The 18,121-nt window shown below is 54.4% G+C and carries 17 protein-coding genes and 1 tRNA gene; 11 read left to right on the forward strand and 7 right to left on the reverse strand.

Features of this window, described 5'->3' with window-relative positions; translation table 11 throughout:
- Positions 1-53 precede the first annotated feature (53 nt).
- On the forward strand, positions 54-470 hold the full coding sequence (locus tag M9H61_RS17155; protein ID WP_206926792.1) for a YbaN family protein: 417 nt from the start codon (positions 54-56) through the stop codon (positions 468-470).
- 31 nt (positions 471-501) lie between these two features.
- On the opposite strand, the gene M9H61_RS17160 is transcribed toward M9H61_RS17155, so the two are convergent.
- From M9H61_RS17160 to M9H61_RS17180, 5 genes are read right to left on the reverse strand one after another with little or no spacing between them, the layout of a single operon-like run.
- Positions 502-885 carry a MerR family DNA-binding transcriptional regulator gene (locus tag M9H61_RS17160; protein ID WP_101245471.1) on the reverse strand — a complete coding sequence of 128 codons (384 nt, stop codon included), beginning with the start codon at positions 883-885 and terminating at the stop codon, positions 502-504.
- 38 nt (positions 886-923) lie between these two features.
- Positions 924-2,546, reverse strand: a complete 1,623-nt coding sequence (locus M9H61_RS17165) for an ATP-binding protein (protein WP_101245472.1) — start codon at positions 2,544-2,546, stop codon at positions 924-926.
- Between the two features lie 12 nt (positions 2,547-2,558).
- Positions 2,559-3,182 (reverse strand): chemotaxis protein CheC, encoded by a 624-nt coding sequence (locus M9H61_RS17170; RefSeq protein WP_101245473.1) that lies wholly within the window; start codon positions 3,180-3,182, stop codon positions 2,559-2,561.
- Positions 3,179-3,553 (reverse strand): response regulator transcription factor, encoded by a 375-nt coding sequence (locus M9H61_RS17175; RefSeq protein ID WP_101245474.1) that lies wholly within the window; start codon positions 3,551-3,553, stop codon positions 3,179-3,181. The genes M9H61_RS17170 and M9H61_RS17175 overlap by 4 nt, the downstream gene beginning before the upstream one ends.
- Before the next feature lie 43 nt (positions 3,554-3,596).
- On the reverse strand, positions 3,597-6,071 hold the full coding sequence (locus M9H61_RS17180; protein WP_250281859.1) for an EAL domain-containing protein: 2,475 nt from the start codon (positions 6,069-6,071) through the stop codon (positions 3,597-3,599).
- A 324-nt stretch (positions 6,072-6,395) separates the two neighbouring features.
- Between M9H61_RS17180 and fdxA the strand changes: the two genes are divergently transcribed.
- From fdxA to M9H61_RS17195, 3 genes are all read left to right on the forward strand, one after another.
- On the forward strand, positions 6,396-6,731 hold the full coding sequence (fdxA, locus tag M9H61_RS17185; RefSeq protein ID WP_101245476.1) for a ferredoxin FdxA: 336 nt from the start codon (positions 6,396-6,398) through the stop codon (positions 6,729-6,731).
- Positions 6,732-7,040: 309 nt separating this feature from the next.
- Positions 7,041-7,541, forward strand: a complete 501-nt coding sequence (locus tag M9H61_RS17190; protein ID WP_101245477.1) for a CarD family transcriptional regulator — start codon at positions 7,041-7,043, stop codon at positions 7,539-7,541.
- Between the two features lie 91 nt (positions 7,542-7,632).
- Positions 7,633-8,439 (forward strand): hypothetical protein, encoded by an 807-nt coding sequence (locus M9H61_RS17195; protein WP_101245478.1) that lies wholly within the window; start codon positions 7,633-7,635, stop codon positions 8,437-8,439.
- A gap of 86 nt (positions 8,440-8,525) precedes the next feature.
- Here M9H61_RS17195 and M9H61_RS17200 read toward each other — a convergent pair whose 3' ends face one another.
- On the reverse strand, positions 8,526-10,004 hold the full coding sequence (locus tag M9H61_RS17200; RefSeq protein WP_250281861.1) for a M48 family metalloprotease: 1,479 nt from the start codon (positions 10,002-10,004) through the stop codon (positions 8,526-8,528).
- A gap of 191 nt (positions 10,005-10,195) precedes the next feature.
- Here M9H61_RS17200 and M9H61_RS17205 point away from each other — a divergent pair, with 191 nt between their 5' ends.
- The 7 genes from M9H61_RS17205 (at position 10,196) to M9H61_RS17235 (ending at position 17,160) form a co-directional block, all read left to right on the forward strand.
- Positions 10,196-11,053, forward strand: coding sequence for a hypothetical protein (locus M9H61_RS17205; RefSeq protein WP_250281863.1), 858 nt, complete (start codon positions 10,196-10,198; stop codon positions 11,051-11,053).
- A gap of 100 nt (positions 11,054-11,153) precedes the next feature.
- Positions 11,154-12,116, forward strand: a complete 963-nt coding sequence (pip, locus tag M9H61_RS17210) for a prolyl aminopeptidase (protein ID WP_250281865.1) — start codon at positions 11,154-11,156, stop codon at positions 12,114-12,116.
- 82 nt (positions 12,117-12,198) lie between these two features.
- Entirely contained in the window at positions 12,199-12,723 is a 525-nt protein-coding gene (locus M9H61_RS17215; RefSeq protein ID WP_101245482.1) for an acyloxyacyl hydrolase, read from the forward strand.
- Between the two features lie 214 nt (positions 12,724-12,937).
- Positions 12,938-13,014 (forward strand) — tRNA-Arg (locus M9H61_RS17220).
- Between the two features lie 152 nt (positions 13,015-13,166).
- Complete coding sequence (locus M9H61_RS17225; protein ID WP_250281867.1) at positions 13,167-14,306, forward strand: homogentisate 1,2-dioxygenase; 1,140 nt, start codon at positions 13,167-13,169, stop codon at positions 14,304-14,306.
- A gap of 242 nt (positions 14,307-14,548) precedes the next feature.
- The gene (locus M9H61_RS17230; RefSeq protein WP_250281869.1) at positions 14,549-15,715 is read left to right on the forward strand and encodes a hypothetical protein; all 1,167 of its coding nucleotides are present in this window, start codon (positions 14,549-14,551) and stop codon (positions 15,713-15,715) included.
- A complete protein-coding gene (locus tag M9H61_RS17235; protein WP_206926800.1) occupies positions 15,712-17,160 on the forward strand; it encodes a hypothetical protein in 1,449 nt (482 codons plus the stop codon). The genes M9H61_RS17230 and M9H61_RS17235 overlap by 4 nt, the downstream gene beginning before the upstream one ends.
- 27 nt (positions 17,161-17,187) lie before the next feature.
- Here the strand turns inward: M9H61_RS17235 and gcvA are convergent, their stop codons facing one another.
- Positions 17,188-18,114 (reverse strand): transcriptional regulator GcvA, encoded by a 927-nt coding sequence (gene gcvA, locus M9H61_RS17240; protein WP_250281871.1) that lies wholly within the window; start codon positions 18,112-18,114, stop codon positions 17,188-17,190.
- Positions 18,115-18,121: the final 7 nt, after the last annotated feature.

An 18,121-nucleotide genomic window follows, 5' to 3' on the forward strand; every position in this document is an offset into this window, starting at 1 on the left:
AAATTACCTGTCCTAGCCTGTCAGGGGTGGAACGGACTGTAAACAGGAAATCTATGGTGCGTATAGCGCATATCTATCTTGCCCTTGGATGGCTTTCGGTTGGTCTTGGCGTGATCGGAATCTTTTTGCCGCTTTTGCCGACCACACCCTTCATGTTGCTGGCGGCCTGGCTGTTTGCCAAGGGATCGCCGCGTCTGCATGACTGGATTTGCAATCACCCACGTTTTGGTACGTCCATCCGTCAATGGAATGAACATGGCGTGATCAACCGTCGGGCCAAGCTTCTTGCCATGCTGGCCTTTCTGGTGGTGATTACCGCATCCCTGATCTTTATCGAAAACCGCTGGATCGTGATGATCCAGTTGCTGGTCGCCTTGCCGGTCAGTTGTTTTATCCTGTCTCGGCCATCCGACGTCAGCCTGTCAAAGGCGTCGGCATCCCCGTCAGGTTCGGTCGGGCCTGGACAGTAACAGCGGTTGGCGATGACCGGGACGGGGCGGATTAACCGGCCTTTTTGCGACCAAGCTCTTCCTGACAGGTTTCTTCCAGCTTATCGAGCTCGTCCAGTGTGGCATCAATGTCTTCGCGTTGCTTGCGCAAGGTTTCGCGACGTTCATTGATCTTGTCGACAAGGGTGGTCAGCTGCGTGATTTCGCTGCGATCACCGTCATACAGATCAAGCAGGTCACGGATTTCCTTAAGCGAAAAGCCAAGCCGCTTGCCGCGCATGATCAGGCGCAACCGCACGCGATCACGTTGGCTATAGATGCGCGTCTGGCCATGGCGTTCGGGGGAAATCAGTTCCTGATCTTCGTAAAACCGGATGGTTCGGGTGGTGACCTCGAACTCGCGGGCAAGATCGGTGATGGAGTAACTGTCGGTCATGGTAGCTCAATCATCTTTACGCTTACGTAAACTGCAAGCTACATGCTTTCGGATGTCGCGACAATCGGCAATTCCTTGGGTAACTCGACGCAGAAGGTGCTGCCTTCGCCAACATTGCTGGTAACGCTAAGTATTCCGCCATGCCGGTCGGTAATCTTTTTACAGATCGCAAGACCAATTCCCGTACCCGCATAATCACCATATCCGTGCAGGCGTTTGAAAATCTCGAAAATGGTTTCGTGATACTGGGGATCAATGCCGATCCCGTTATCTTCGACAAAAATCCGGTGACTGTTCGGGGTGTCAGCGGAAAAAATCCGCACCCGGCCATTTTGCGGATCGCTGTATTTCAAGCCGTTCGACACAAGGTTCTGGAACAGCAACAGCAACTGGCTGGCATCGCCCATGACCGTTGGCAGGTGATCTTCGCGGATGATGTTGCCTTCCGGGGCCGATCCGGCGCGTTTGAAGTTGGCAACAATCGCATCAAACAGATCATCAAGCGGTACCGGGTGAAACGGCTTGCCATGGCGTCCGACCCGCGACAGGGTCAGAAGATCGTCAATCATGCGCTGCATGCGCTGGGTGCCATCAACCGCGTAATGGATGAATTCATCGGCGGTATCATCAAGTTTGCCCTCATAGCGCCGGGCAATAAGCTGGGTATAGCTCGACACCATGCGAAGCGGTTCCTGCAAGTCATGGGACGCCGCATAGGCGAACTGTTCAAGTTCGCTGTTGGATCGTTCAAGCTCGGCCATGGTGCGCTGGATTTCCATCTCGTGGCGCTTGCGCTGGGAAATGTCACGCAGGGTGATGATGTAATGATATCGCTGATCCGCCGAAAAATGACTGATCGCAACTTCCAGCGGAACACTGCGCCCGGTTTTGGTAAGGGCCAGGACTTCGATGACGCCGGTACCAAGATCGGTCAGAAGCCGGTTGGGTGGGGGCGGCGTGATTGCGATATGATCACTGTCAGGAAGCAGAAACCGGATAATATTGCGCAATTCGGGATCACCATCCGGTCCGCAAAGTTCCTGTGCCCGGGAATTCAGTGGTTCGATATTGCCATCGTCGGACGCCACAAGAATGGCATCGATAGTGTTTTGCAAAATTGCCTTGGTGCGGTCTTCGCTGCGTTTTGACTGGGTAACCAGTTCGGCCAGTTCAGCGGCCTGTTTGCGCAACAGACGGTCGCGCTGTACGGCAAGGGTCACGTCCCGAATGATCAGCGAACATAACGTGCCATTGCTTTTGGTCTTGATCGGATGGACGCGGATCGATTGTTCCATGCGATCAAAGCTTGCGGCAAATTGCGGCAATGGCGAAAGCGGCAAGGCCCCCTGATTGAGCGACGGTGAAATCACCGCAGGCATTCCGAATTTCAGGCAATCCTCGATGGCAAGGCTGACACGTCCCATCCGTGTTTCGGGAAAGATATCATGAAGCGCCTTGCCCAGAACCTCGTCGGCGCGCAATCCCGAACGGGTTTGCATCCACTGGTTCCAGTGACAAACGGTCCGGTCCGGGGCAAGCGCAACCAAACCGGTATCGGCCGTATCAAGCAATGCGGCAAACAATTCTGCGGCATTGCCTTCACGATCAAGATCGAATGACGGCGTTGCGTCCTTTTGGGGCTTGGACGATGGCTTTTTCATTCACCTCACCGGTTAACCAAGCGAATTGGCAAGAAAGCGACGAACCAGTTCACGCAGCATCTGAATGGAATCCAGATCCATGACAAAAAGAACATACCCGTCAATGTCGTTATGACGCAGCATAAACTGAACATGCAGGATCATCAGGACCGGCATGCTGCCGGCATTAAGTTCGGCCTGATCAACGTCAAGCAGCGACCGGCTTTCACGTTTGCGAAATGACGGCATTGAACAGTTGATCGGTTCGCCAAGCACATTCGAAATGCTGCCAAGACAGGCATTCAGAATGATGTTGCCGACCTCCATCAGGGCTTCCTGTTCAAGATCGGTCAGGGTATCAAGCGGCACTTCGACCTTCAGAAGACTGCGCACCAGCTCCAGGCTGCGTTCTTCGGGAAAGACCAGCATGGCTTCGCCCTTGAACGGGCCGTCAAATGTCTGACTGACCGCCGAGACAACCTCGGTCGGGGCCTTGGCAAGTTCCGTATCGGAAAAACGTTCGACAAATGTAATACGCGGGACAGTAAGTTCGACGGGCTGTTCGACCATCTCGGACAATGACGACGCTGCGCGACCAACCCCGATATTGATCAATTCGCTGATGGTGTCATGTTCAAGTTCGCTAAGGTCGATCATCTGGACGCTTCCTGCGCCAGAATGAAGTCACGCATTTTTTCCTCGGTCGGTGGCTTTGCAAGGAATTCAAGGCCAAGGTTTGCAGCCTTTTTCTGAATTTCCTGCTGAATATTGGCAGTCAGAAGGGCGATTACCGAGTCCGGGAACCGTCCACGCAATTGTTCGCCCAGCTCCAGTCCGTTCATCCCCGGCATGTTGAAATCAAGCAATAAATAGTCATACGACTTGCCTTCAACCATTTCGAGCGCCTTGCTGGCATCTTCGGCCTCGTCAATTTCCCAGTCGGTAAAGTTACTGGAAATGAAAGCCTTGACCAGAAGGCGGGCAAATTTGCTGTCATCGACAAGCAGAACGGAACGTTGTTGGGCCATATGTCTTCTCAGGTAACCGGTTCAATGTGTATCGGGGCTGCGATTATAGTTCAGTCTCGGCATTTGCGGAAAGTCGCAGGATATGTTTGACGATTTCCTGGGGCGGTTGCGGGGTGGCGATCAGGAAACCTTGAACTTCGTCACATTCACTTTCGCGCAAGAATGCCATCTGCTCTTTGGTTTCCACGCCTTCTGCAATGACCTTAAGGCCAAGATTGTGGCCCATAACGATGATGGTACGCGTAATCGCGGCATCATCGGTATCGATTGTCACGTCCCGCACAAAGGATCGATCAATCTTGATCGAATTGATCGGCAACCGTTTCAGATAGGCAAGGGACGAATAGCCTGTCCCGAAATCATCAACGGCAATCTGCAACCCCAAATGACGCAGTTCTTCAAGAATGGCGGCCGATTTCTTGATTTCCTGCATCATCACCGTTTCGGTTACTTCCAGAACGATGCGTGCGGCCGGGGTGCCGGTGTCGGTCAATATTCGAGATATGGTTTCTGTAATTCTGCCTTCAATAAGCTGTCGGGGCGACAGGTTGATTGCGATCGGCAGTGGCGGGACTGATTGCGCGTCCCATTCTGCGATCTGGCGGCAGACTTCCGCGATCACCCATTCGCCGATCTTGCCAATCAGGCCGGTTTCTTCTGCGACCGGAATAAATTGCATCGGCGAAATATAGCCGCGCCCGGGCTGTTTCCAGCGGATCAGTGCTTCGAGGCCGGAAATCCGGTTGGTACGCAGATCGACTTTGGGCTGGTAATGCAGTTCGAACTGATTTTGGGCCAGGGCTTCGCGCAGATCATTTTCGATCACCAGACGCGCCATGGCACTTTCATTCATCGTCTTGGTAAAGAAGTGATAGGTGCCCCCGCCGCCGGATTTCGCACTATACATCGCGGTGTCGGCGTTGCGCATCAGGGCCGGGAAATCTTCGCCGTCCGATGGATAAAGCGCAATCCCGATCGATGGCGACACAAACAGAACGCGTCCCTTGATGTCAAATGCCGGTGCCAGTGCATCAAGTACGGCTTGTGACAGAATGGCGGCGTCCTGGGTTTCTTTCAGATCGGGAATAATGATCAGGAACTCATCACCGCCAAGCCGACCGACGATTTCCTGACGACCGATCACTTTCTGCAAGCGTCCGGCGACTGCCTTGAGCAACAGGTCACCGACATCATGGCCCAGACTGTCATTGATGACCTTGAACCGGTCAAGATCGATAAACAGCACAGCCGTCGCACCGTGCCGCGTGCTGCTTGCTTCCTTGTGCTTGTCGAGTGCCTTTGACAGGCTGGATTCAAGCATGCTGCGGTTGGGAAGGTTGGTCAGCGTGTCGTGGTTGGCCATATAGACCAACTGTTCCTCATAGCGTTTGCGCACCGTGATGTCGGTCAGGACCGCGGTCATCATTGGCGTTGCCGCATCCGGGATCATGCGCAGCGCAATCGAAACATCAATTTCGGTCTGGTCGGCGCGTCTGATCGGAAGCGTCAGGCGCTTTTCCGTCATCTGATTTTCCGAAGACTGGGCAGCAAGTTCTTCCAGACTGTGCTCCAAAAGCGGAATGGCGCGCGGCATCAGGAATTCGTGCAATGTCCGGCCTTGCGGCGTTTCATCGCGCATCAGGCCAAGAAGCTGCTTTGTTGCCCCGTTATATTCAACAATCCGGCCGGTCGGGGTGATTGTCAGGATACCGTCCGCAACGTTCTGGACAATCGCGGTCAGCTGGTTTTCACGATCACGGACCTGTTGTTCGGTGGTGCGCAGCTTATCAAGTGTTGCTGAAATACGTTCGATCAGCCCCCGCGTGGTTCGAAGGATCATGCCCAGTTCGTCGCGGTCATGATTTTCGGGGATGACAATGGCATCGGGGGTCGGGTTTTGCGGATCAATTTTGCGCAGCAGACTTGAAACCCGCAGCAGCGGCTTGGTCAGGGTGACGTAGAAAAAGACAACCAGAATAAGACCGAGAATCAGGTTGCGCAGGATGCCCGATGTCAGAATGCGGGTGGCGCGATTAAGAAACCCGTCCGCGATCATGTCCGTATCGATCTTGACGCTCAGATGGCCAACCAGATCGCGTCCGCTTCCGGTTTCAAGCGGGATTTCATATTCCTGGTTTTCGCCAAACATCAGTTTGGTCAGGACCGTACGGTTGGAGCTGACCTGCTGTTCGGTCTTCTGGGCTAGAATATTGTTGAAATTGTCCCGCAGAACCGCCGCATAGACCGGTTCATATTCAAAAAGGCCGGAAACCACGCGTGCGGCAAGTGTCTCATCAAGGCCGTATGCCGCCTGTGTCGCGGATTCGCGCAATGTCGCGAGAACCTGCATGACGGTGCGGTCAATCAGGCTCTTTTCTTCGCGCAAGTCCCAGACAATCTGGATGCCGCTGAAAAGCAGGCCGATCAGCAAGGTAAGGGCAACCGCGATCCTTGCCTGTTTGACAGACAAGCGATCCCGCCATTTAAGCCGTTGCTGATCAAGGCTTTTGTCAGGCACGCGTAACCCCAAAAATCCGCAGTTCCCACTCAATCAGAAGCACACTATGGCTTTGCGGGGGTAAAAGCAATTATCCGCGGCGTCTGCAAACTGGAAAATTGTGAAGAAATCTGTATGTTCTGCGCTGCTTTGTCGTGTGCGGTCCCGAAATACCGGATGTCGCCACGCCGCATCGCATCACAAAATCTATACTACGCAAAAAAATGGGATTTTATTGGAGTTGCACACAACAGCTGTGCGTGATAACCCAATCCCCAGAGAGAGAACAAGGCCAAGCGCGGGTGCAGCCGCAACATGGCCTCGCAACCTGTACGGAGTTACACCATGACCTATGTGGTGACGGAAAACTGCATCAAGTGTAAGTATCAGGACTGCGTCGAGGTTTGCCCCGTCGATTGCTTCTATGAAGGTGAGAACTTCCTGGTTATTCACCCTGATGAATGCATCGATTGCGGTGTCTGCGAACCCGAATGCCCCGCCGAAGCGATTATTCCCGATACTGAGCCGAATCTGGACAACTGGTTGGAAATCAACCGAAAATTCGCGGAAGTTTGGCCCAATATCACCCGCAAAGGTGATGCGCCGGCTGATGCTGATGAATGGAACGGTAAAACCGGCAAGACCGAATTGCTCAGCGAAGCGCCGGGCGAAGGCGACTGATTGTCGGACTAACCCCCCAGATTACATACGGTTTTTAACCCGTTGGCATATGCCAGCGGGTTAAATGCATGGCTGCATTGAGCCATTAGCGCCGAAAAAATCTGTGAACCAGTGGCGTGTTGTGCTATTGTGGGCAACTCGCGTTAAGGGCTCGACAGGCTCGTTCCGAATTGCCGGATTTCCGTTTTTTGTATTCCTGTCTGAAACCGCGACTTCGCCAAAAGCTTGGTCGTGTGCAGCTCTTCGCGTCACTGGGTCTATATTGTTACAGTTGAATGACCAGGCCTGAATGGGCCGGAAGGATGCTTGATGTCGGATAAGTTGCCCTTTGCTGTTGGCGATTATGTTGTTTACCCCGCACACGGCGTTGGCTGTGTTGGTGGCCTGGAAACCCAGGAAATCGCGGGTCAGGAATTGCGCCTTTATGTAATTACCTTTGAATCCAGCCGCATGACTTTGCGCGTGCCGGTCAACAAGGTGGGTAACTCCGGTCTGCGTAAACTTTCCTCCAAAAAGCAGATGGACTCGGCGTTGATTACGCTTAAGGGCCGTGCTCGCGTCAAACGCACCATGTGGTCGCGCCGTGCACAGGAATACGAAGCAAAAATCAATTCCGGTGATCCGGTCTCCATTGCCGAAGTGGTGCGCGATTTGCATCGCAGCGCGACCCAGCCGGAACAGTCCTTCTCCGAACGCCAGATCTATGAAGCTGCTTTCGAGCGCCTTGTGGACGAACTGGCCGCGATCGAAAAGATCGACAAGGACAAAGCATCGGGCAAGCTCGAAAAGCTTCTGCAAAAAGCTGCCTGATTGAATAAGTCAGCTATACAACTATTTATAAAAGCCGGCCCGCAAGCTATCCTTGGGCCGGTTTTATTTTTGTTTTAGGCAGGTTACAGCGATGAGTGCAGTTCTGGCGCCGATAAAACCGGCCGAGAGAATCTGGGTTGTCGGCGCAATCAATGGCGATCACGGTGCGTTGCGTACCGTTCATCAGAAGCTTGCTGAACGTATCACACCCGGTGACAGGCTTGTCTATCTTGGCAATTACTGGGGGGATGGCACGGCGGAATCCGTTGTTGCGACCATCAACGAATTGCTTCTGTTCCGTCGTTATTTCATCGCCCTGGACGGGGTTGATATCGCCGATATCGCCTTTTTGCGCGGTGCGGCCGAAGAAATGCTGTCGAAATTGCAGCAGATCCAGTTTGCCCCCAATCCCGGCGAAGTCTTTGACTGGATGTTGACCCGCGGTATTGCCGGAACAACCCGTGCCTATGGTTTCGACCCGGCGCATGTCCAGTCGATCATGCGACAGGGCGCGCACGCCATTTCGCAATGGACGTCCCAGTTTTCCGATGCATTGCGCCGCCACAGCGGGCATAGCGCATTGCTATCCGATCTCAAACACGCGGCCTATACCACGGATGGTCGTCTGATCTTTGTTCATGCCGGGCTTGATGGTTCACGTCCTCTTACCGGTCAGACCGATACGTTCTGGTGGGGTGGCTCGATGTTTGAGGCAATTACCGAACGTTATTACGACTGCGCGCGTATTGTCCGCGGTGCATCACTGTCACAGACCGGGCTTCAGGAACGTGAATTTACCCTGTCGGTGGACGGTGGTGCCGGGCGGGGCGGTGTGCTGATCGCGCTGGCCCTTGATGGTCAGGGCAAAATCATCGAACAGGTTACAAGCGACGCCTGATCGTGCGCCGGGATCTCTGGTCTGTTTTGACCAATAAAAAAGGCAGCATTTTCATGCTGCCTTTTGCTGTTTTGGCCTGCTTGTGCCTAGTGACGGACAACCTTGACCAGGGATCCGGTTTCAGGGGCTTCGCCCTCGCGCAATCCGTTAATGGTGGCAAAGGTTTCTGCCGGTGCGCGGTCAACCTCCATGTCGTCGATAAATGTCTGCAAGCTATATTCCGGGTTCACAGCACGGACCTTGATCCGAAGCGGGGTATAGATTTTCTTCTCGTTCGTGCTCAGTGACCGGAAGCTATAGGTCGTGTGCCGCAGGGGCAGGTTATAGCTTTCGGTTTGATCAAGCGGGGTGATGAACAGGAACTGATAGGCGGAATCACCGTGGCGAATGACCACCACGCGCAATCTTGCCGAACCCGATCGCAGGGATACATCCGTGCTGCCGGTGGCAGCTTCAAGCCCGTTAATATCGATCATCTCGACATCGCGAAGCGAAATCTTGCTTGAAAAACCGCTTTCAAGATAACGATCCAGTCGGGTGTCCTTGGCCTTTGGTGCGCCTTCAAAGACAATCTGCGCCCCTTTGCCGTCGGTCGCAATGACGGCGGATGGCTGATTGTTGATGGTAAAGCCTTCGGGCACTTCAAATCGGAAGCCAAGGGGAACATGGACGAATTCCCGGCCACGAACATAGCCCTGATCCGGGCCATCCCCGTAAAGGATACCATCAATCGCTGTCATATAGCGGACCGTGCCAAGTTCAGGATTCTGAACCGCGGTGACATTGGCGCTTTGATGGGCCTGCTCGATACGGTCAAGGGTTCTCGGGTGGGTTGCCATAAAGTCATACTGGTCAACATCATCGGCCGAACGTCCGGCGAAAACCGCCTGCAAGCGCGAATGGGCGCGCAGTTTTTCAAGGAATGTTGCCATGGCATCCGGGTCGTATCCGGCCCGCGTGATATAGCGTACGCCAAGCATGTCGGCTTCAAATTCATGCTCACGCGAGAACGATTTAAGATAGGCACTCGCCCCGGTATTGATCAGTTCGCCAGCCCCGTTGCCAATCGCGATTGACAGGCCACCGGCCAGAATCTGGGTCAGGACACCACGGCTGTATCGCTGTGCCGAATGGCGGGCGACAACGTGACCGATTTCATGGGCAATGACGCCGGCCAGTTCAGCTTCGTTGGTGGCAAGGGCGGCCAGACCACGCGTGATATAGACATACCCGCCCGGCAGGGCGAATGCGTTGACCACCGGGGAATCAAGAACCGTGAAGGTGAATTTCTCATTCGGGGTTTCGGAAACGGCAACCAGCTTTTCACCGATTTCGGTGACATAGCTTTGCAGATCCTTTTCCGTATATTGGCCACCGAACTCCTTGACCATTTTCGGGTGTTCCTGCGACCCGATTTTCTTTTCCTCGTCAGGCGACATAAAGGCGGTGAAGCTGTCCTCACCCGTTGCGCGGTTGGTCGAGCAGCCAGCAAGTGCCGTGCTGAGCGCAACAGCAGTCAGAAGTGCCATCAGGTGCTTGTTGGGACTGAACTTAAACCAGCTCATTGATACCTTTCCTCATGTCGCTCTGCCGCGTAAGCTGCAGGTCATTGTCAGCGAAACCAAGTGGGAATTGGTAGCGCGTGTTCCAAGATCATTCAACAGATTCACAGTTTTCGAACAGACATCCAAAATGGGGAAATTTTACGGTCATGCCAAAGGCCGGTTTTCCCTGCCGGTTTCTGCTCGCAACAATAATGACCATTGGGACCCTGTTTCCCATTGATGGTCATGCCGGTCCGGATTGGCAATGCGGTGTTGCGGCAAATCATGACATTGCAAAATCCGTGCAGTCTGATCAGACCGATCGCAACTGGCATGAAATATCCCAAATCGATATTCACCGCGTTGACCAACTAACGGCTTCCGACTTGCCAGATGTGACGTTTCGACTGGCCGATGTCGAATTTGTCCGGGAATACCAAGATCTGGCATTGAACTGGCTTCAGGCAGCGTCTCGCGAAAGTGACAAGGCGCTTTTGCTTCTGGATGATCCGGATTTTCTGGGGCGCCGACCGGCATGGATCACAAGCAGGCCTTCTGGCGGGCTTGGTGGCGACAACAGTGTGCCATGGTCGCAACGGTTGCTTTTGGCCGGCCTGGTGATGGCATTGCCGCAGACCGGTTCTGATGGCGCATCTTTGATGGAAGCCGAAGATGCCGCGATCCGCCAAGGGGCAGGTATCTGGTCAATCCGGGATGCCCGTCATGCCTATTTTGTTGCCGCAAATACTGATGGGGCTGGTGCGCAACCATCGGGTATCCCGTCGGTAGAGGATGCGATTGGCCGGTTTGTGGTTGTTGATGGGGTCGTTCGCTCGGTCGAGCATCAGGAATGGCGCAGCTACCTGAATTTCGGGGGCGATTGGCGCAGCGATTTTACCATTGCACTGGATGATGCGGTCCGGCGCAGCATCGCAGGGGGCGACAACTTCGAAAAGGTGATGGATCGCTGGTCCGGGCGGAAAGTCCGGGTGCGCGGCATTATTGAAAGTCGCGGTGGTCCCTATGTCTCTTTGGAAAATCCGGACTGGCTTTGTGTTCAACCGGAATAGAGGCTTGTGTTTGTTCCCCCGGTCATGAGACTTCTAGATATGCGTTGCCACCAGCAAATTGCACATTCTCGTTTCCGCTCAGACACAAAGAGGTTCCTGCGTGCTCTATCCCGAAATTGCGCCCCGAATGACGGGGATGTTGTCACGTGACGACGGTCACGAAATCTATTGGGAAGAAGTCGGCAACCCCGACGGTATTCCGGTCATCTTTCTTCATGGTGGGCCAGGGGCCGGTGTTTCTCCCAATAGTCGCCGATTTTTTGACCCGGAAAAATACCGCGTCATCCTGTTTGATCAGCGCGGCTCCGGAAAATCAAAGCCGTTCGGAAGCCTTGAAAACAACACCACCGACCATTTGATCGCTGATATCGAAGCGCTGCGCGAAAGTCGGGGGATTGATAAATGGCTGGTCTTTGGCGGGTCCTGGGGATCGACATTGGCGCTGGCCTATGGTCAGGCATGCCCGGATCGTGTTCGGGCCTTTGTGTTGCGCGGCATTTTCCTTGGTCGTGAAACCGAAATTGCCTGGTTCATGGATGGCATGGGCCGGTTTTTCCCCGAAGTCGAACGCAGTTTCTTGGCAACCGCCGGATTTGACGCGCATCCCGGCTGGCAGCGAATGCTGTACCGCTATGCCGAGATTTTCGCAGGCAAGGATGGTGAGGATGCCGCGATTGATGCCGCACGTGTCTGGTCGGCCTATGAAGCTACCTGCTGTACTCTTTTGCCGGATCACGGTCTGGTCGAAGATTTCGAAGGCGATGAAATCGCACTCGCGCTGGCAAAGCTTGAACATCACTATTTTGTCCATCGCTGCTTCTTCGAACCAGACCAGCTTCTTCGCAATTTGAACCGGATTTCCCATTTGCCTGCTGTCATTGTGCAGGGACGCTATGACGTTGTGTGTCCGCCAATGTCGGCATTTGAACTGCACAATGCATGGGCCGGATCAAAGATGGTGATTGTTGACGATGCCGGGCATGCCGCCAGTGAACCGGGGATTGTCCGCGAGCTTGTCCGGGCAACGGATTCATTCGATGGCAAAAATTTTGCGGGAAATTGATGTACATACACCAATGTGTGGTTGAGTTTGCCGCATGCTTGGTTAGTATGTCCGACGTGTTGATCCAGTGGGGACTTGATTAATGAAAATGACTTTGGGGAAACTGCTTGCAGTTTGCGTCTTTTTTGGCTTTGTAAACGCGGCATCTGCGCAAGAAATTCTTGGCAATGACAAAGATTCCGGGCTTCTCGAATTTTCGACTGGCATGGTCGATATCACTCAGGACGAAGAAGCTGCCGAATTCCGCATCAATTACCGCGCCCAGCATGCGATGTTTGACGTAACCCGCCCGATTGGCGGCGTTATGGTCACGTCTGAAGGTGCGGTTCATGGGTATGGCGGGCTTGCGGTTGACGTGCTTTGGGGTGACCATTTCGTCTCGAGCGTCTATACCTCTGTCGGTGCTTACCACCAGGGAAATGGCGAAGACCTCGGACACTGGATCGAATTCCGTTCCGGTCTTGAACTTGGCTTCCGCTTCGACAGCCACGAACGTCTCAGCCTCGGTATTGCCCACATTTCGAACGCCAGCATCGGCGACGAAAACCCGGGCACGGAAATCCTTTCTCTGACCTATTCCTTCCCGATTGACCGTCTTTTTGACTGATCAACGCATATTGCGTCAGTCTTAAAAGACCGCATGGAATAATCAGCAAGAGCCTTGGAAAGAGAAACTTCTTCCCAAGGCTCTTGTTGCTTTTGCGGTCTTGATCACCGGTTGCTATGAGGGGAGCCAAGCAGTCCTGCGATCGGTCATATGATAACCTCCCGGATTGATCACCGGCAGAATTGCTGCTAATTGAAGGCCACTTTTGTGGTGTGCGCCCGTAGCTCAGCAGGATAGAGCACCAGATTCCTAATCTGGGGGCCACAGGTTCGAATCCTGTCGGGCGCACCATCCTTTCAGGCCTTGATGTGCGGATTTTGATCCGTTCTGGCTTTCACGCCTATAGCTTGAAAGCCATCAGGTTTCTTCTCATATCCATATTATGCGCGACTGCTCTGAACATAACGGGCCGCAATGCCATAATACAGGGCCGGGAGGAAACAATGACAAACTGGATCAGGCTTCCCAACAGCGAAGGTGCCTGCACGCCGCAATCCGATACGCGATCTGATCAGCCAACCTATCAAAGGCACATCGGACGCAAGGGTTTTCAAGGGCCATCAGCCCAGATCTATCATCGCCATCCCCCGGTCGGCTGGGCAACCTTTGAAGGGCCATTGCGTCCGCGGGCCTTTGATCTGGCAAAGCTCGCCCCCGGTCCGGCCTGCCCGTTACAGGCAAGGCGCATTTTGCGCAGTGACAGTATGGAAGTTCGTTACTGGAAAACCGATGCCAAAATGCATGCCCTGTCACGCAATGCCGATGGTGATACCCTGATGTTCGTCCATAATGGCGAGGGGGCGCTATTTTGCGATTACGGGCATTTGCCCTATCGGGATGGTGATTACATTTTGCTGCCGCGCGGCACCGCCTGGCGGGTGGAACCGGCCGGTCATTGCGAGTTCATGCTGATCGAGGCAACGGCCGATGCGTTTGGATTGCCTGAACCCGGCACCATGGCCGGTGGCACGCCACTTGATCCGATGATGTTCACAATGCCGCGCATTGATGACACATTTCGCGCCCAGCAGGATGATGCATTCTGGGAAATTCACATCAAACGCAAAGGTCAGGTGTCAACGCTGACATATCCCTATAACCCGCTTGATGCCGCCGGCTGGGAAGGTGATCTGTGTGTCGTCAAACTGAATTGGCGTGATCTCAGGCGGCAAAATGGGTCGGGGCACAAGGTCCCGCCAGCAGCTTATTGTACCTTTGTTGCCAGCACGTTTTCAGTCAGTACCTTTGTGCCCAAGGTCGGTGAAGGCCAATCCGGCATGTTGCGTGTGCCGTTTTATCATTCCAATGAGGATATGGACGAATTTGTCTTTTATCATCGTGGTGAATTCTTCAGCCGCGGGGAAATAAAGGCCGGCATGGCAACATTCCATCCCAGCGGCTTTCCGCACGGTCCGCATCCGAAATCCTATCAGGAAAAAATGATCAAGGCGCCGGTCGAAACAGACGAAGTGGCCGTCATGATCGATAGTCACGATTTCCTGGCGGTGGACGACTCAATCCCGGATGGTGCGGAATGGAAGGCCTATGTCAAAACTTGGGAAAAGTCGCAGGAAACCCTATAAGGTCTTGATCCCGGCCATGGGGGAATGGCACTCTCGGTCGGCAGTCGGATGCCGCAAAACTTGCGAAAGGTTGTTAATGTTATTGTCAACTTGTCGGGTTAATTTATGCTGAGTAACAAATGTAGGATTTGCGTGTTTGCACAGGCCGGTTTGCACTGCACCCGACAGTCTGCCATCTGGCTGTAACACGCTTATCATATGGCGAAAATCAATAGCGCCGCACAGGTTGACCAAAGCCCAGAATGACCAAACAGAAGATCGTCAAATCCGTCAGTCATAAAACTCCTGAACCGTCCCAGGCGCCGGAAGACCCGTTGGCATGTTTGCCCAACACCTTTCTTTCGCGCGGGGTCCGGACCCCGTTTACGACCAAAACCCTGCGCTATGCCCGTGTGGCGGCGGGCAAAGGCGGGCGATCCATGATCATGCTGCCCGGCCTTGCCGGTGGTCTGGGGACTTATGAACTGCCGCTTGATACCCTGCGCGAGGTTTTTGATCTTTCCGTGCATGACCGCATGCTGTTTGACCGTTTGCTGGAACTAGAAGACATTCGTCCGGGCACCGTTCTTGAACAGGCGCGTGCGGTTGCGGTAACCGGCGTTGGCGGGGTCGAGCTGGCAAGAACCGCGATTGAGCGCGGCGGGTCGGAAAAGTCATCGCGTGAATTGGGCCAGCTGGCTGTCCTGCATCAGGCACTGCGCCAGCTTGGCGGAAGCGCCGTTCAGGATATGCAGCGCGAAGAATTGCTGACCATGGAAGGTCAGGTCCGCGCGCGCAAGGCCCTGAACCGCTTTGCATCCGAACATAAAGTCGCCAATGACACCATCATCGACAGCCTTGGTGAATGGAGCACAATGATCGCCCCGGTCGGGCTTGAGCTTGATGGCTGCAAGGGGCCGTTACGAGTACTGACCAACGGTCTTGCGAAATTTGCAAATGACGTCGAGGAATGGGCGAATTCCGAACAATCCGATTTCCGCTTTATGGCCGGACGTATTTCGAGTGCGACAACCGCGACCTATAAGCACGCCCTGAAATGTGTCGAGGAAGTCGATAGCTGGAACCGCGAACTGGGCAAGGTTCTGACCGATTGGGAACGGGCCAAGCAGGATATCGGCAAGACCATCGAAAAATTGTGGTGGCTTCTTGATGGCTGGCAGGAAATGATCGACCTGTGGCATAAAAGACCGGTGGCAGATCGGGTGAAGCAGCGCGAAATCATCGAAGAAGTCGCAAGTTTCGCACCTATACTCCCGGTCGAGGAAATTACGACCGCAGAACAGCAATTCTGGATCGATATTCGCGTCAACCAGATGCTGTGGGCCGGTGAATTGCGCAAGTTGGGCAGTGGGGAAATTGATGCCGATATGGTGGATCGTCTCGAACGCTTCAGGAGACAGTCTGCATGAAGATTGAAGACGCAGGTAATCTTGGTGTTTCGCAACTCGGGCAACTGTTTGAATCCTTAAGCGGTTCTGAAATCGCACGATTTACCCGTGCGATTGAAAGCGATCGCGCAGACCCCAAATTGCCGCTCCCCCATGAAACCATTTTGCAAATCCTGCGTCCGCGTCTTGCATCGCTCAAACCCGAACGCTATCCGACCCCGATGCGTCAATTCTGCGATCCGTTCGAAGATCTTCTGACGTCGGGCGAGGCCAGTGAAAAAAGCATCCGCATCAGTCGTTCATCCCTGATTCCGATCTGGCGGGTGGTCACCGGTGCGAATGACCCGGAATTTGCCGAGGCCATGAAGGAAATTGATGCGGCGGCGGGCAAGCGCGACACAACAAGCCTTGCCGCAGCCGAAAGCAAGCTGTGGAAGGCAGGCGCACGGATCATCGAAGATCAGATCGCCCGGTCCCACGGCGGGATAAAGGAAGAGCGTGCCCTTGCAACAAGCCTTGGATCGCGCGTCCATCTGAAGGCCTTTGCCGAAGTCGGCCGTATTCTGAATGTGGGCGAAGAAATCGCCCAGGTGCGTGCACGTTTTCCGTCGGCGCCGATCAGGGGCCTTGATGCCAACGACGTTACCTGGCTGCGTGACCGGTTTGTGGAAATTTCAAAAAACAAACCCGGGTTCGAGCCGATGTTCCTGTTGGCCGTGCTTGCCCGGTTGCTGCGCCCAAGTGAACTGTTCAAACTGATCCGTGTCTTGTCGACCAAGGCCGATGACAGCACGATTGAAAAGACCAATCTGGCCGAGACCGGCGACCTGATCATTGATCTGCTGGCAGAAACCGTGACCGAGATCGAACAGGGTGTTGTCACCGGCAAGGATGAGGCACATATCCTGTCGCTGGCGCGATGGTACGCATCCGAATTCACCCGCATCACCCGCGAATTCAAAATTCGCAAGGATGGCCGTTGGGGTGAAAAGCTTCTGGAAACGCGCCGTCGGGTATCGCGCGCTCTGGCCGATACGATGTTTGGCGCAACCCCGGAACGCGTGATTGACGCACTGCCCAAAATGGAAGTCCGGCAGGGGCCCGGTTCCGGCGTCAAGGGTTTGGCGCGACCGCTGTTTGCGCAGGATTTTGACGATGAAAAAGTCCTGGCCGCGGAAAAGTCGGCCGAAGCAATCGCGGAAACTGCCCGGATTTCGGACGTGCTGGCCGCACAAAGTTCGGCCGCCAAGGCGGTGGTTGAGCTTAAGAAAAAGCTCAATCAGATTGGGCGTGCCGGTGTTGACGGTATGGGCCGTTTGACGCCCGAAGAAATCCCCAATGCACAACGCAATCTGATGGCAACAGTGCGGTTGCTGGAAATCGTTGATGGCCCCGAAGACGCAGATGTTTTGCGCCGTCGCGGCATGTCGGCCATTCGCGCCCTTACCAGCCAAAAGGCAAGCTGATCGTTTGATCCTTGCCTTTGCCATCCATCAGGTTTTCGTACCCGTCGTTTTTCCGGCCAACTGTGATGCCGTATCAAGCTGATCAAGCCAGCTCATGAAGGCGCGGATCTTGGGAAGGCGCGCGCGTGATGATGGACAGCAGGCGTAATAATGAAACGGGCTTGCCTTTGGCGGGCCAAACGGGGCAACGATCCGGCCCGATTTAAGTTCATCCTCGATCGCGAATGTCGGCAATAGGGCGACGCCAAGTCCGGCTGCTGCGGCCTGCATGGCCATGGTGAAATGCTCGAACTTCGGGCCGTTTTCGCCGTCGATATCTCGCAACCCGCTGGCATCAAGCCAGTCGGCCCAGCCACGCGGGCGGGTGGCAATATGCAATAATGGAAAATGGCGCAGGTCATCGGCAGAAGGCGGATGATCCAGATTGGCAATCAATTGCGGTCCGCAAATCGGCACCATTTCCTCGCCATGCAGGATATGGGCTTCAAGATCGGTCCAACTGCCCTGACCAAACAGAACCGCGATATCGATCTGTTCGCGATCAAAATCGGGCATTCCGATCCGTGAGATGAAATTGATCGCGATTTCCGGATGCTTGGTGCGAAATTGCGGCAATAAGGGAATAAGGCACCGCGATCCGAATGTTGGCGGGGCAGCCACCGTCAGAACCCCGCTCTCCGATCCGCCCGAAAGAACGGTCAGGGTCGCGCTTTCCAATTGATCAAGGGCCGGGCGGATGGATTGCAGGTAACTTTCCCCTTCGGGTGTCAGGACAAGGCGTTGCTTCTCGCGGGCAAAAAGCTTGCATCCCAGCCAGTTTTCAAGCCCCTGAATCTGCCGGCTGACCGCGCTTTGGGTCAGATATAATTCATCAGCCGCGCGCGACGCACTGCCGAACCGGGCGGTTTGTTCAAAGCAACTTAGTGCCTTGAGACTGGGGATACGACGGCTCAATCGTCAC

Source organism: Thalassospira sp. GO-4, assembly GCF_023588965.1.
Classification (GTDB): domain Bacteria; phylum Pseudomonadota; class Alphaproteobacteria; order Rhodospirillales; family Thalassospiraceae; genus Thalassospira; species Thalassospira povalilytica.

Coding starts and splice junctions, on each gene's coding strand:
- M9H61_RS17165 (WP_101245472.1), bottom strand. CDS start 2,546: ATGAAAAAGCCATCGTCCAAGCCCCAAAAGGACGCAACGCCGTCATTC.
- M9H61_RS17200 (WP_250281861.1), bottom strand. CDS start 10,004: ATGAGCTGGTTTAAGTTCAGTCCCAACAAGCACCTGATGGCACTTCTG.
- M9H61_RS17230 (WP_250281869.1), top strand. CDS start 14,549: ATGACCAAACAGAAGATCGTCAAATCCGTCAGTCATAAAACTCCTGAA.
- M9H61_RS17235 (WP_206926800.1), top strand. CDS start 15,712: ATGAAGATTGAAGACGCAGGTAATCTTGGTGTTTCGCAACTCGGGCAA.
- M9H61_RS17155 (WP_206926792.1), top strand. CDS start 54: ATGGTGCGTATAGCGCATATCTATCTTGCCCTTGGATGGCTTTCGGTT.
- M9H61_RS17170 (WP_101245473.1), bottom strand. CDS start 3,182: ATGATCGACCTTAGCGAACTTGAACATGACACCATCAGCGAATTGATC.
- M9H61_RS17225 (WP_250281867.1), top strand. CDS start 13,167: ATGACAAACTGGATCAGGCTTCCCAACAGCGAAGGTGCCTGCACGCCG.
- M9H61_RS17190 (WP_101245477.1), top strand. CDS start 7,041: ATGTCGGATAAGTTGCCCTTTGCTGTTGGCGATTATGTTGTTTACCCC.
- fdxA (WP_101245476.1), top strand. CDS start 6,396: ATGACCTATGTGGTGACGGAAAACTGCATCAAGTGTAAGTATCAGGAC.
- M9H61_RS17215 (WP_101245482.1), top strand. CDS start 12,199: ATGAAAATGACTTTGGGGAAACTGCTTGCAGTTTGCGTCTTTTTTGGC.
- M9H61_RS17175 (WP_101245474.1), bottom strand. CDS start 3,553: ATGGCCCAACAACGTTCCGTTCTGCTTGTCGATGACAGCAAATTTGCC.
- M9H61_RS17160 (WP_101245471.1), bottom strand. CDS start 885: ATGACCGACAGTTACTCCATCACCGATCTTGCCCGCGAGTTCGAGGTC.
- M9H61_RS17205 (WP_250281863.1), top strand. CDS start 10,196: ATGACCATTGGGACCCTGTTTCCCATTGATGGTCATGCCGGTCCGGAT.
- M9H61_RS17195 (WP_101245478.1), top strand. CDS start 7,633: ATGAGTGCAGTTCTGGCGCCGATAAAACCGGCCGAGAGAATCTGGGTT.